Consider the following 13,580-nt stretch of genomic DNA (forward strand, 5'->3'; position numbering starts at 1 on the left):
GTCAGTTCCCCTCCGGTCGGTTCTCGAAGAAGGTCGAGCGGCGGCCGCGCAGCACGATGTCGAAGCGGTATGCGAGACAGTCGAACGGCACCATCTCGCCCATGTCGAGCGTGGCGGTGAGACGGTCGGCCAGCGTCGGGTCCGGCAGGGTGTTCACGATCGGGCAGAGCCTGATCAGCGGGTCGCCCTCGAAGTAGAACTGCGAGACGAGGCGCTGGGCGAAGGCGTCGCCGAAGACCGAGAAGTGGATGTGGGCGGGCCGCCAGTCGCTGCCGTGATTGCGCCAGGGATAGGGCCCCGGCTTGATCGTGCGGAAGACATAGTTGCCGTCCTCGTCCGTCATGCAGCGGCCGCAGCCGCCGAAATTCGGGTCGAGAGGCGCGAGGTAGCCGTCGCGGACGTGCCGGTAGCGACCGCCGGCATTCGCCTGCCACACCTCTATCAGCGTGTTCCGGACGGGCCTCGCGTTCTCGTCGAGCACCTTGCCGTAGACGATGATCCGCTCGCCGAGCGCCTCGCCGTCCGTCGCGAAATTGTGGATCAGGTCGTTGTCGAGCGGGTCGAGACGGTCGTGCCCGAACACGGGCCCCGTCCTGTCGCCGATCGACTGCTCCATCGACAGGAGCGGCCTGCGGGGCGAGCGCAGAAATGTCGACTTGTAGGTCGGGGCGAAGGCCGGGGGATGCTGCGCGTGATCCCGCCTCATGAAATCGGCCGGGTCTGCCATCGGCGCCTCCTGCTCGAAGTTTGCGTGGGCCCCGCCGCCGGAGGGGCGGGTGCAGGCGGACCGTCCGGCGGCCTCCCGCTCGTGAGGGGAGCATCCTAGACCTTCGGCGCCGGGTCCAGTTCGATGGAGTGCGGGCGGCGATAAGCCCCCGTTATAGCGGATTGCGCGCCAGACGCGGCCGGCCGGTCTTTCCGCGCCGGCGGTGGCCGGGCCGTGTCCGCAGGCTCGCCGATCTAACCGGCCCGCGAGGCAAGGAAACCAGGGATTCATGTTAACAAGCATGCAAATCCGGCTCCCGCGTTAACCTGCCGTTAACCATGAGGCATGACCCGGAGGTCACAACGTGACGCTTCTGCCACACCCCCTTCTAAACAGGGTTCCCGAGGCCCCGGCGGGAGCGATTGCCGGTTGAACGGGAAGGGGCTTCCGGTACTTTGCCCTCAGCGACACCGGGGACCCGGTTGAGTCGCAAAACGCTCGGCGGTGGGGGGACAGTAATTACCACCACCGGGCGCTTCGCGGGGAAATGGGCAAAACTCCAAGGCAGACCGCCCGGGGGAGTAACCTGGTCCCTTAAGGTGACTATTTGGAGGTCAGGATGAATAACATGAAGAGCTTCTTCCTCGGCTCCGCCTTTGCCGTCGTCGCTGCGACCGGCGCTCAGGCTGCGGATCCGATCCTGTACGACGTGAAGGCTCCCCGTGAGCCCGTCTACCGCTGCGACACGACCGGCTTCTTCGAGATCCCCGGCACGGACGTCTGCCTCAAGATCGGCGGCTTCGCCGCGGCGGTCGCCTACGGCGGCGTCGACTGGGAAGGCGGCGGCACGGTGCCGTTCGCGGTCCGCTACTTCGGGTACACCTACGGCAACACGGCCGAAGGCTTCAACATCTACGCCCGTGGCCGCATCAACTTCGACGCCCGCACGGCGACCGAGTACGGCACGGTCCGCGCGTTCATGGAGTTCGAGGCGAACACGGCCGGCTCGGGCAACACGGGCAACGCGCTCAACACCCGCCACGCCTACGTTCAGTTCGGCAACTGGACCTTCGGTAAGACGAACTCCGTCTTCACCGACGGCTCGGTCGGCCCGGACGGCACGGATCCCTTCACGATCCTCGGCACGAACACGACCCGCATCAACCAGATCCGCTACACGCAGGCCTTCGGCAACGGCATGTCGGTCTCGGTGTCGCTGGAAGACTCGCAGTGGGCCGGTGGCTCGAGCTACTACCGCGCGTATGATCCGGACGGCTTCCGCGTTCCGGCCGGTGTCGCGGTCGTCGACAACGACTGGCCGGTCGTCGTCGCCGGTCTGAAGTATGCGGGCGACTGGGGTTCGGCGCACCTCGCCGGCGCCATCGGTCGCAACGAGATCGAGGGCTTCTACGAGCCGCTCGGCCTCGACTTCGAAGAGGACGAGATCGGCTGGGCGATCACGGCCAGCCTGTCGGTCAACGTGCCGTCGGTCGGCGAGGATACCTCGGTCAACCTGAAGGGCATCTACACCGACGGCCTGTCGCGCTATGCCGGCCCGAACGCTCTCGGCCGCGCCACCAGCTACGGCGTCGGCTGGTGCGACGCTGGTCTGGACTCCATCTGCCTCGACAGCGACATTCAGGTCTGGTCGGTGCTCGGCTTCCTGCACCACTCCTTCAGCGACCGCGTCGCCGGTGAGATCGGTGCGTCCTACCAGAACACGCAGGCGGATCGTTACTTCTTCATCGACGACGAGGCCCGCAACCTCGACGTCGACGCCTGGGAAGTCTTCGCGAACGTGTCCTGGACCCCGGTCAGCCGCACGACGTTCATCGCGGACGTCCACTACGGCAACATCAGCCAGGACTTCTTCAACCCGGACAACGACCAGGCTCTGGCGTTCGGCGTGGAAGTCATCCGGTCGTTCTGATGACCTGAAGATGGATCCGGCTCCGGCCGGACCCATCGCCTGACCAGGAATCCCCGGCGGTTCGTCCGCCGGGGCTTCTTTCGTTTAGAGGGGGGTGTGGCACGGGCCAGAGGGGCGAGGGATGCGCCGGTCCGCGCACGGGCGTCGTGAGGCAAGGGTGTGCGCCGGCCGTCTGCGGGCCGCTGATCAGGCCGGTCGGTCGACTTCGTCCAGCAGCGTCTCGATGGCGGCGAACTCCGCCGGCGTGGCGAGCGGGGCCGGATGGCCGACATCCGGCACGGTGAGCGCGCGGACACCATGGCGACGCCCGAGCATCGCGCCGACCGTCGCCTGCGACAGGAGCGCGGAGTTCGCGCCGCGCAGCACGAGCACGGGGCCCGAAGCGGCGAGCGCGTCGAACTGCGGCCACATGGCCGGCAACGAGACGTCCTCGGGCAGGTCGCGCAGCGGCGTGGCGAGCCTTTCGTCGTAGGGAGCGGCCGGTCGCCCGTCGCGCTCGACATAGGTGCGCGCCGCCATGGCCGCCCATCCCGCCTCGTCCACATGCGGAAAGTCCGCGCCATAGACGGAGCGGAGGCGGTGTGCCGCGTCGGCCCAATCCGAGGGCGCACGTGTCGCGGCGAGGGCGGCGCCGATCTTGCGCAAGCCGGAGATCTCGAGCACGGGGCCGATGTCGTTCAGCACCGCGCCGGCGACGAGCTCGGGCCGCGTCGCCGCGAGCTGCATCGTCACGAGGCCTCCTCGGGACGTGCCTATGAGGACGGCATGGTCGATTCCGAGAGCGGCGAGGGCTTCGATCACGTCCTGCGTCTCGCGAAGGACGTTGTAGTTCGCGGCGTCGGCATCGTGGTCCGAGCGGCCGCGGCCGCGGAAATCGATCGTCACCACGCGCCGCGAGGACTGCTCATGCCGGGTGAAGTGCCGTGCGAGGGCCTCGAAATCGCGGCCGTCCCGCGTCAGGCCGGGAAGGCAGACCAGAGGAGCCCGCGGTGCGGCATCGCGCGGGCGGTGATCGCGAACGAAGAGGCGCAGCCCGTCGCCGGCCCTGACGAAGCGCTCGATCGTCTCGACCCGGTCATCTGCCATCAGCGGGAAAGGCCGGCCTCTGTCGGCGCAGGAAGGGTGGAGGTCTCTCGCGCCTCCTGAATCGGCGCGGCGGCGCGGGCGCCGAGGTCCTCGGCGATGCGCAGGCCCCCATCGCCCAGCCGCGCCCGGTAGACCTGCATGCCTTCCATCACCCGCTGCACGTAGTTGCGGGTCTCGCCGTAGGGGATGAACTCCACCCAGTCGACGGGATCGATCTCGCCCTTGCGCGGGTCGCCGAAGCGGCGGTTCCACTCGTAGATCCGCCCTCCGCCGGCATTGTAGGCCGCGAAGACCATCGGGTAGGAGCCTTCGAACCGCTCCATGAGCTGCCCGAGATGCGCGGCGCCGATCATCACGTTGTAGGTCGGGTCCTGGGTGAGGCGGGATTCGTGGTAGGCCTGACCGTAGGCCTGCGCGGTCATCCGCGCCGTCGCCGGCATGAGCTGCATCAGCCCCTGCGCCCCGGCATGGCTGCGGGCGGTCGCGTTGAAGACGCTCTCCTGCCGCGCGATCGCGTAGACGAGGGCGGGATCGACCGGCGCACCGATGACCGGGTAGGCCGGCAGTCCGTCGGTCGTGAAGGAATAGTACTCCGTCGGGTCGCCGGCATAGGTGCCGAGCTTGCCGATCGCGAGAGTGGTGGAGGGAAGCTTGAGCTCGTGGGCGAGCTCGGCAACTCCGACGCGGATGGCGGTCGACCGGGTTTCACGCGCGAGCGACGTCATCAGCTGCGTGGCGAGGCTTTCATGGCCGAGCTGCCACAACAGCCTGATCGCCTTCACCGGCTCCTGCGTCTCGGCGTGGCGGAGCGCGGCGTGGGCGATGAGCGGCTTATGGGCACCGGGCAGGGAGTCCACGCCGAGCCGCTCGAGGGCGAGCTGGCCGTAATAGGTGGAGAAGTGCTCGCCGGCCTTGCGGTAATGCTCGGCCGCCTTTGTCCGGTCGCCGTTCGCCTCGTGCGCGCGGCCGAGCCAGTACTCGCCGCGGGAGACGCTGATGGGAAGGGACACGACGCTCAGCGCCTCGGCGAAATGCCCGATCGCGTCCGCCGGCCTGTCGAGGAAGCGCAGCGCGATCCAGCCCGCCTGCCACTCGGCGTCCGACCGCTCGGCCGGCGACTGGGCCGCATGCTTCAGCGTCAGCGCGTAGGCTTCCTTCGCGCGGCCGCGCTCCAGGAGCCAGCGGGAGGCGAGCTTCTGTTCGAGCCACCATTCGTCCGGCGCCGCCAGCGCGTCCTCGTCGGCGGGCGCCTTCATGAGGATGCGGCCGGCTTCCTCTTCCTCGCCGGCGCGACGCGCAAGGCGCGCCTTCGCGAACAGGGCGACCGGCTGCTCGCCGAGCTTCTTCGGCAGCTTGTCCAGGGCCTCCTGCGCCTTCTTGTCGCCCTGGAGAGCCTTCGCCGCCGCCTCCACCAGCTTCTGGTCGTCGCCCTTCAGCCGCTTCGCCAGCGATAGCGCGTCGCGCAATTCGCTCGTGTAGACCATGCGCACCGCGCGGGCCCGGTGATCGGCCTCCGTCAGGAGCTCGCCCAGCCGCTCGTCGACGAGCTTCTCCTCCGCCGCGGTCAGCTTCGTGCTGCGCCAGAGCTCCGCCGCGACCGTTCGGGCCTCGTTCCGCCGTCCCTGCGCCATGTGCGCCTGGGCGAGCGCGAGCCGACCGAGATTCGTCTCGGGCGGGCGTCCCGCAAAGACCTCCATGACGTCTCCGGGAGCCGCCTTCTGGGAGAAGAGCGCGACCTCGAAGCGCCTCTCGATCAGGTCGCGCGAGGGCCACTCCGGATGCTCGTCGAGAAAGCTGCGGATGCGGCGCCAGGGCGCGTGGCTCGAGGCGTCCCTCACGTACAGGAACTCGACGAGGCTCTGCGCGGCGGGGTCGTCGAGGCGCTCCTTGCCGGCCAGGGCGTCGGAGAAGCGTTTCGCGAAGAGGTCGCTCAGCACGGCCGACACCCGTTGCGCCGTCGCGCGATCGACGACCGGGCGGAGGCGCCAGGGCAAGTCGTCGTCGGCCGGCCGCAGGCGCGGCATCGGGTGGCCCTCGAGGCTGGCCACCGGGGCGGGGGCCTCGGCCTCGTCTGCGTCAGCCGCCCGCGGGGACACCGGCGGAAGGGGAATCGCCGCCGCGGCCTCCTCGGTGGAGACGGCGTCCTCCGCGACCTCGTTCTCCTCCGGAGCCGGGGTGGCGGCCATCTCCTCCTCGGGCGTGGCGCCTTCGTCGTCGCCCTCCGAGGCCGTCGCCTCGTCCGAAGGGGGTGTCGCCGCCTCCGTCTTCGCGACCTCTTCGGCCCCGGGACGCGCGTCTTCGCCCGCCCTCTCGCTGGCCGAGGCAGGTGTCGAGCCGCTCCACCCGGAGTGGAGCAGCGGTGCTGCCGAAATTGCCGCGCAGGCCATCACGGCCGTCGCGCCGGCGCGCAACAGACGATAGTTGTGCATAAGCGAGAACGATCGCCCCGAATGGTTGACAAAGCAATACTGTCGGCCTGTTGAGGCGACATCGTGACAACGCTCGCCTCGCGTCATGCGGCCTTGTTCAGCTTGAGCCCAGTTTCTATGTTGGCCGCCTGCCGCGAGGCGTTTTCTTGAGGGCGGCCGCAGCCGTTCCGTCGACGAGGGTTATTCATGTTCAGAGGTTCGATTACGGCACTGATCACGCCGTTTCGGGATGGCGAGGTCGATGCCGAGGCTTTCCAGGCCTTCGTCGAGTGGCAGATCGCGGAGGGCAGTCACGGTGTGGTGCCGGTCGGCACGACCGGCGAGTCGCCGACGCTGAGCCATGACGAGCACAAGCGGGTCGTGGAGCTGTGCGTCGAGGTGGCGGCGGGCCGCGTGCCCGTGATCGCCGGCGCCGGGTCGAACAACACCGCCGAGGCGATCGATCTCGGCCAGCACGCCAAGCAGGCCGGCGCGGATGCGATCCTCGTCGTCACGCCCTACTACAACAAGCCCGGCCAGGAGGGGCTGTACCGCCACTACAAGGCGATTCACGATGCGGTCGACCTGCCGCTGATCATCTACAACATTCCGCCGCGCAGCGTGATCGACATGTCGGTCGAGACGATGGCGCGCCTGTCGAAGGACTGCCCGAACATCGTCGGGGTGAAGGACGCGACGGCGAATCTCGCCCGCGTCAGCCTGCAGCGGCAGGCCTCCGGCAAGGAGTTCATCCAGCTCTCGGGCGAGGACCCGACGGCGCTCGGCTTCATGGCGCATGGCGGGGTCGGCTGCATCTCGGTCACGTCCAACGTCGCGCCGCGTCTTTGCGCGGAGTTCCAGGAGGCCTGCCTCGCCGGCGACTACGCCAAGGCGCTGGAGATGCAGGACCGCCTCATGCCGCTTCACCGGGCGCTGTTCTTGGAAACGAACCCGGCGCCGACCAAGTATGCCGTGTCGCTCCTCGGCAAGTGCGCGGCGGATGTCCGCCTGCCCATCGTGGAGGTGACGGAGCCGACCCGCCTCGAGGTCCGCGCCGCGATGGTGCATGCGGGCCTCCTGAACAGTTGAGAGAGTGAAGAGTCATGGCCCCTCGTGGAGCCCCCGCGCGCAGGATCGTGTCGGAGAACCGGCGCGCCCGCTTCGACTACGAGCTGCAGGACACGTTCGAGGCCGGCATCGCCCTGACCGGCACGGAGGTGAAGTCGCTGCGCGGCGGCAAGGCGAGCCTCGCCGAATCCTATGCCGGCGAGTCCGGCGGCGAGATGTGGCTCTTCAACGCCAACATCCCCGAGTATGGCCCGGCGAACCGCTTCAACCACGAGCCGAAGCGGCCGCGGAAGCTGTTGCTGCACAAGCGCGAGATCGGCCGCCTGATGGGGGCGGTCAACAAGGAGGGCATGACGGTCGTGCCCCTGAAGCTCTATTTCGACCCGCGCGGCATGGCGAAGCTCGAGATCGCCGTCGCCAGGGGCAAGAAGCAGCACGACAAGCGGCAGGCGATGAAGGAGCGCAGCTGGCAGCGCGACAAGGCGCGCATCCTCAAGGAGAACAACTGAGCGGCGCGAGCCGGTTCAGTCGGGACGCACGTACAGGGCGCCCGGGACTGCGGTTCAGCCCGGGAGGGTGACGATGACCGCCCCTTGGTCCGTCGCGACCACGGTGTGCTCATACTGCACGACCGGCGCGGACGGCTCGCTGTAGAGCGTCCAGTCGTCTTCGCCGTCCCGAGCCCACATTCCGCCACGGGACAGGAACGGCTCGACGGTCAGCACCAGTCCCTTGTGCATCCGACGTCTCTCGCCCTTGTCGGGCCAGGTCGCGACCTCCTCGGGATACTCGTGAAGAGCCCGGCCGACGCCGTGACTGGCGAGGTTCCGGATCAAGGTGTAACCGCGCTTCTCGGCGAAGCGGCCGATGGCGTTGCCGATGCCAGCCAGCGGCCGGCCGCTGCCGACCTGCGCGATGCCGATCTGCATCGCACGCTTTCCGTCGCGGCACAGCCGATCGAGCGGGGGTCGGACCGGCTCCAGGCGGAACGTGGCGCCGGTATCCGCGAAATAGCCGTTCTTCGAGGCTGAGACGTCGAGATTGACGAGATCGCCGGCGGCGAGGATCCGGCTGCCGGGGACGCCATGCGCGATCTCTTCGTTCACGCTGATGCAGGTCGCGCCGGGGAAGTCATAGGTGGATTCCGGCGCCGAAACCGCACCTTCGCGCTCCAGGAACTCGCGGCCGATCTCGTCCAGCTCTCTCGTCGTCATGCCGGGCTCCATCGCCCCTGCCATGGTGTGCATGGTCTTGGCGACGATGCGGCCGATCGCTTTCAACCCGTCCAGCTCATCCTGGTTCGTGATCGTCATTCCGTGTGTCGTCTCATGTCTCGTCGACGCCGAGATCCGCACGCACGCCGGCGAAGACGGCTTGGAACATCTCGGGCGTCAGCCGGCCCGTCTGCGTGTTGTAGCGCGAGCAGTGATAGGTGTCGCGGATGACGAAGCGGCCGGCCTCGTGCCTGGCATTGTGGCCGAAGGGGAAATCCCCACGGCGCAGGCCCAGCGCCGTGAGGCCCGTGTCGTGGGCGATCCGGCCCATCATCACGACGACCCGCAGGTTCTCCATCTCCGCGATCGCCGGCACGAGGAACTGCCGGCAGGTCTTGATCTCGGCGCCCGTCGGCTTGTTCTCTGGCGGCACGCAGCGCACACCGTTGACGATCCTGCAGTCGACGAGCTCGAACCCGTCGTCGGGTCTCCCGAGATATCTGCCGCGGGCGAAGCCGTAGCGGGGCAGCGTGTCGTAGAGGAGGTCGCCGGCATAGTCGCCGGTGAAGGGCCGGCCGGTGCAGTTGGCGCCCTTCAGGCCGGGCGCGAGCCCGACGATCAGCACGCGCGCGTCGACTGGGCCGAAGCTCGGCACCGGCGCGTTGAAGCAACCGGGCAGGCGCTCGCGGTTGCGCTCGCGGAACTCGACGAGGCGCGGGCAGAGCGGGCAGTCGCGCCCGGGTTCGTAGGCGGCGAGCGACATGGCGGCGTTCAGCGGTCGAAGAACTCCTCGAGGTCGTCCGCCGGCTCCGCGGGCCGGTAGGTGCGCTCGCTCGCCTCGCGCCGCGCCGCGCGTTCCGCCGGGTCCCGGCCGATCTGCTTCACGAGCTTGGCGATGTCGATGAAGTGATCGGCCTGGCGCCTGAGCTCGTCCGCGATCATCGGCGGCTGGACCGAGACGGTCGAGACGACGCTGACGCGCTTGCCCTTGCGCTGGATCGCCTCGACGAGGGAGCGGAAGTCGCCGTCGCCCGAGAACAGCACCATGTGGTCGATGTGCTCGGCCATCTCCATCGCGTCGACGGCGAGCTCGATGTCCATGTTGCCCTTCACCTTGCGGCGGCCGCTGGCGTCGGTGAACTCCTTCATCGGCTTCGTGACGACGGTATAGCCGTTGTAGTCGAGCCAGTCGATGAGCGGGCGGATGGAGGAATACTCCTGATCGTCCGCGAGCGCCGTGTAGTAGAAGGCGCGGACGAGATAGCCCTGCTCGTCGAACAGGCCGAGCAGGCGGCGATAGTCGATGTCGAAATTCAGCGAGCGGGCAGTGGCATAAAGATTTGCGCCGTCGATGAAGACGGCAATGCGTTCGTTGGGCGTGAACTTCATGGGAAACCTCTCGCGGGGAGGCGGTTATGCGGCCCGCGTGAAAATGTGGTTGAGGCGCCGGCAATGGAATGGCGCACGCTATCGGCACGTCGGCGATTTCCGGCAAGCAAGCCGGTAGCGGGGTGGCTAAGCCGCGCGATGTGCCGTGTCAACGCCTTCGGCCCGCACCTCTCCCGGCTCCTCCCATCGGACGACCCGGCGGTAGAGATGCCAACTCGTGTGGCCGAAGAGTGGCAGGGCGAGAATCAGGCCGAGGAGCGCCGGGAGGATGGCGAGGAAGGTGAGGACGGCGACGAGGACGCCGTAGAGGAGCATCGGAACCGGGTTCGCCCGGACTGCCCGCCAGCTCGTCGCGATCGCGGTGACGAAATTCGTGTCGCGGTCGAGGAGCATTGGATAGGCCAGAACGGTCGAGGCGTAGACGCCCACGGCGAATATGGCGCCGACGGCGTTGCCGAGCGCGAGGAAGAGGAGGCCGTGTGTCGTGGTGAAGAGCTCGCTGAGGAACTCGCCGGCTTCCATCCTCGTCAGGCCGAAGAAGCTCAGGAACAGGGCCGCCGCCACGTCGATCCAGATGATGAAGACGAAGAGGTTGAGCATTGGCATCCAGCCGAGGCTCCGGGCGCCGGGGCCGAGCACCGTGCCCAGCACCTCTCGCCAGGACAGTCGATCCACCGTTTCGAGCCGCCGGCTGACGTCGTAGAGGGCGATTGCCGCGAACGGTCCGAGGAGCGTGAAGCCCGCAGCCAGCGGATAGGCGAGGAAGAGGAGGTCGGCCAGTGCCACGAGGGCATATATGAACCAGCCGCCGGCGACGAAGAGTAGGCCGATCGCGGCTCCCAGGACCGGGGCGCGGCGCAGGTCCCGCATCCCCAGCACCAGGACGGCGCCGACTTCCGCGACCCCGATGCTGGCGATGGCGGGATCGCCCTTCCGCATTTTCGAGGCGGCCACCCCGCGGATCGCGTCTTCCGTCATCTCTTCCCCATCCGCATGCCTCGCCGGAGACGGTCGCCTGTCGCGCCCTTGCGTCACCAGTGCCGACCGCGTATATCGGCCAATAACCCACTCCATCGCCTGAAGGAGCCGACTGTCATGGCGCGCGTGACGGTAGAAGATTGTGTTGACAAGGTCGAGAACCGCTTCGAGCTGGTTCTGCTGGCTTCCCATCGCTCGCGGATGCTCTCGAATGGCGCGCCGCTGACGGTGGATCGCGACAACGACAAGAACGCGGTCGTCGCCCTGCGCGAGATCGCGGACGAGACCGTTTCGCCCGAGGATCTGCGCGAGGAGCTCATCCACTCGCTGCAGCGCTATGTGGAAGTCGACGAGCCCGAGCCCGAGCCCACGGCGCTTCCTGCGGCCGCCGGCGGCGACACGGGCGAGGACGACAGCGTGCAGTTCGATCGCATGTCCGAGGAGGACCTCCTGAGGGGGCTCGAAGGCCTGACGCCTCCCGAAGACCGGGAGTGATCCGCGCGGGCGATGAAGGGGCTCGCATACGGGTTGCGCGCCCCGTCTTCCTGGACTTGACGATTCGATCTGCCGCCGGGTGAACCCTCGATGATGCGGCAGTATGAGCTTGTCGAACGCGTCACCGCGTACGACCCTGATGCCGACGAGAACCTCCTGAACCGGGCTTATGTCTATGCGATGAAGGCGCATGGACTGCAGAAGCGCGCCTCGGGCGACCCCTATTTCTCGCATCCCCTCGAAGTTGCCGCGATCCTGACGGACCTGAAGCTCGACGACGCAACGATCGCGGCGGCGCTCCTGCACGACACGATCGAGGATACCGACACCACCCGCGACGAGATCGACCGGCTGTTCGGCAAGGAGATCGGCGCGCTGGTCGACGGTCTGACGAAGATGAAGAAGCTCGACCTCGTGTCCAAGCGGGTCGAGCAGGCCGAGAACCTGCGCAAGTTCATGCTGGCGATCTCGAAGGACGTGCGCGTCCTTCTGGTGAAGCTCGCCGATCGCCTGCACAACATGCGCACGCTGGAATACGTGCCCGAGGCGAAGCGCAACCGCATCGCCGAGGAGACGATGGATCTCTACGCGCCGCTTGCCGGCCGCATGGGCATCCAGTGGATGCGCGAGGAGCTCGAGGAGCTCGCCTTCCGGCAGCTTCAGCCCGAGGCCTACCAGATGATCGTGAACCGTCTGGCGGCTTCGCGGGAGGCGAATGCCGCGGCGATCGCCGAGATCGAGGTGGCGCTGAAGGACAAGCTCGGGCAGCAGGGCATCAAGGCGCAGGTGACGGGGCGGGAGAAGCGCCCGTTCTCGATCTTCCGGAAGATGGAGCAGAAGAAGCTCTCCTTCGAGCAGCTCTCCGACATCATCGGGTTCCGCGTCGTGGTCGACACCGTTGCGGACTGCTACCAGGCCCTCGGCATCGTCAACACGACCTGGCGAATGGTGCCCGGCCGGTACAAGGACTACATCTCGACGCCGAAGCAGAACGACTACCGCTCCATCCACACGACCGTCATCGGCCCCGGGCACAGGCGCGTCGAGCTGCAGATCCGCACCTACGGCATGAACGAGGTGGCCGAGTACGGCATCGCCGCGCATCCCCTCTACAAGGACGGGATCGAGGTCAAGACCGGCAATCGGATGGCCGCCGAGAGCGGCGCCTACCGCTGGCTCAGGCGCCTCATGGAGATGCTGGCCGAAGGCAACACGCCCGAGGAGTTCCTCGAGCACACGAAGCTCGAGCTGTTCCAGGACCAGGTTTTCTGCTTCACGCCGAAGGGGCGGCTGATCGCACTGCCGCGGGGGGCGACGGCGATCGACTTCGCCTATGCCGTCCACACCGACGTCGGGAACACGGCGATCGGCAGCAAGATCAACGGCCGGCACGCCCCGCTGATCGGTGCGCTGTCGAACGGCGACGAGGTGGAGATCCTCACGTCGCCCGGCCAGACGCCGTCCGCCGCCTGGGAAGGGATCGCCATCACCGGCAAGGCCCGCTCGGCCATCCGGCGGGCCACCAGGGAAGCGACCCGGAGACAGTACAGCGGCCTCGGCCGGCAGATCGTGCAGCGCGTGTTCGACAGGGCGGGCAAGCCGTATTCCGACGAGCGACTAGGCACCTGCCTCAGGCGCCTCGCCCAGGCGAGCGTGGAGGATGCGCTGGCCGCCGTCGGCCGCGGCGACCTGCCGGCCGGCGACGTTCTGAAGGCGGTCCACCCCGATTACCAGGAAGCACGTCACCAGCACTCCTCCGCGACGGGCAACGAGGCCGGCTGGTTCGGCATCGAGCGGGCGGTGGGACTCAAGTTCCATGTGCCCGAGGAGAGCGACGGGCGCGCGAACCCGATCCCGATCCGCGGTGTCCAGGGCGACCTGCCGGTGAAGTTCTCCCCCGAGGGCGGAGCCGTTCCGGGAGACCGTATCGTCGGCATCTTCACGCCGGGCGAAGGGATCACGATCTATCCGATCCAGTCGCCGGAGCTTCAGAAGTTCGACGAGTTTCCCGAGCGCTGGATCGACGTCCGCTGGGACATCGACGACGAGTTCCCGGAGCGGTTTCCCGCGCAGATCAAGATCGGCGCGCGCAACGAGCCGGGATCGCTCGGACGCATCGCCAAGATCATCGGCGAGAACGACGCGAATATCGACAACGTGAAGATGGTGAAGCGCGGGGAGGACTTCCACGACATGGTCATCGACGTGGAGGTCTGGGACGTGAAGCACCTGAACTCGATCATCTCGCTCCTGAAGGGCGACAGGGTGGTCAATTCCGTGACTCGGGTGAATGGCTGAAGGGGGCG

At 67.8% G+C, this 13,580-nt stretch carries 12 protein-coding genes; 5 read left to right on the forward strand and 7 right to left on the reverse strand.

Going from position 1 to position 13,580, the window contains the following annotated elements; translation table 11 throughout:
* Nucleotide 1 precedes the first annotated feature (1 nt).
* Entirely contained in the window at nucleotides 2-727 is a 726-nt protein-coding gene (pcaH, locus tag N177_RS15900) for a protocatechuate 3,4-dioxygenase subunit beta (protein ID WP_023433408.1), read from the reverse strand.
* A 607-nt stretch (nucleotides 728-1,334) separates the two neighbouring features.
* Here pcaH and N177_RS15905 point away from each other — a divergent pair.
* Nucleotides 1,335-2,636 carry a porin gene (locus N177_RS15905; RefSeq protein ID WP_023433410.1) on the forward strand — a complete coding sequence of 434 codons (1,302 nt, stop codon included), beginning with the start codon at nucleotides 1,335-1,337 and terminating at the stop codon, nucleotides 2,634-2,636.
* A 186-nt stretch (nucleotides 2,637-2,822) separates the two neighbouring features.
* On the opposite strand, the gene N177_RS15910 is transcribed toward N177_RS15905, so the two are convergent.
* Together N177_RS15910 and N177_RS15915 are read right to left on the reverse strand one after the other, a co-directional pair.
* Nucleotides 2,823-3,722, reverse strand: coding sequence for an alpha/beta fold hydrolase (locus tag N177_RS15910; RefSeq protein WP_023433411.1), 900 nt, complete (start codon nucleotides 3,720-3,722; stop codon nucleotides 2,823-2,825).
* Nucleotides 3,722-6,151 carry a lytic transglycosylase domain-containing protein gene (locus N177_RS15915; RefSeq protein WP_023433412.1) on the reverse strand — a complete coding sequence of 810 codons (2,430 nt, stop codon included), beginning with the start codon at nucleotides 6,149-6,151 and terminating at the stop codon, nucleotides 3,722-3,724. Before N177_RS15915 ends, N177_RS15910 begins: the two co-directional genes overlap by 1 nt.
* Before the next feature lie 186 nt (nucleotides 6,152-6,337).
* Here N177_RS15915 and dapA point away from each other — a divergent pair, with 186 nt between their 5' ends.
* Nucleotides 6,338-7,219 (forward strand): 4-hydroxy-tetrahydrodipicolinate synthase, encoded by an 882-nt coding sequence (gene dapA / locus N177_RS15920; RefSeq protein WP_023433413.1) that lies wholly within the window; start codon nucleotides 6,338-6,340, stop codon nucleotides 7,217-7,219.
* 14 nt (nucleotides 7,220-7,233) lie between these two features.
* On the forward strand, nucleotides 7,234-7,707 hold the full coding sequence (gene smpB, locus N177_RS15925; protein ID WP_023433414.1) for an SsrA-binding protein SmpB: 474 nt from the start codon (nucleotides 7,234-7,236) through the stop codon (nucleotides 7,705-7,707).
* 54 nt (nucleotides 7,708-7,761) lie between these two features.
* On the opposite strand, the gene map is transcribed toward smpB, so the two are convergent.
* From map to N177_RS15945, 4 genes are all read right to left on the reverse strand, one after another.
* A complete protein-coding gene (map, locus tag N177_RS15930) occupies nucleotides 7,762-8,511 on the reverse strand; it encodes a type I methionyl aminopeptidase (protein WP_023433415.1) in 750 nt (249 codons plus the stop codon).
* 13 nt (nucleotides 8,512-8,524) lie between these two features.
* A complete protein-coding gene (locus tag N177_RS15935) occupies nucleotides 8,525-9,175 on the reverse strand; it encodes a uracil-DNA glycosylase (protein WP_023433416.1) in 651 nt (216 codons plus the stop codon).
* Between the two features lie 8 nt (nucleotides 9,176-9,183).
* Complete coding sequence (locus N177_RS15940; RefSeq protein WP_023433417.1) at nucleotides 9,184-9,801, reverse strand: LabA-like NYN domain-containing protein; 618 nt, start codon at nucleotides 9,799-9,801, stop codon at nucleotides 9,184-9,186.
* A 126-nt stretch (nucleotides 9,802-9,927) separates the two neighbouring features.
* Complete coding sequence (locus N177_RS15945; protein ID WP_023433418.1) at nucleotides 9,928-10,779, reverse strand: DUF2189 domain-containing protein; 852 nt, start codon at nucleotides 10,777-10,779, stop codon at nucleotides 9,928-9,930.
* Between the two features lie 117 nt (nucleotides 10,780-10,896).
* Here N177_RS15945 and rpoZ point away from each other — a divergent pair, with 117 nt between their 5' ends.
* Both rpoZ and N177_RS15955 read left to right on the forward strand, forming a co-directional pair.
* Nucleotides 10,897-11,274: a DNA-directed RNA polymerase subunit omega gene (gene rpoZ / locus N177_RS15950; RefSeq protein WP_023433419.1), complete on the forward strand. Its 378-nt coding sequence runs from the start codon at nucleotides 10,897-10,899 to the stop codon at nucleotides 11,272-11,274.
* A 90-nt stretch (nucleotides 11,275-11,364) separates the two neighbouring features.
* Entirely contained in the window at nucleotides 11,365-13,572 is a 2,208-nt protein-coding gene (locus N177_RS15955) for a RelA/SpoT family protein (RefSeq protein WP_023433420.1), read from the forward strand.
* Nucleotides 13,573-13,580: the final 8 nt, after the last annotated feature.

This window comes from Lutibaculum baratangense AMV1, from assembly GCF_000496075.1.
GTDB classification, from domain to species: domain Bacteria; phylum Pseudomonadota; class Alphaproteobacteria; order Rhizobiales; family Tepidamorphaceae; genus Lutibaculum; species Lutibaculum baratangense.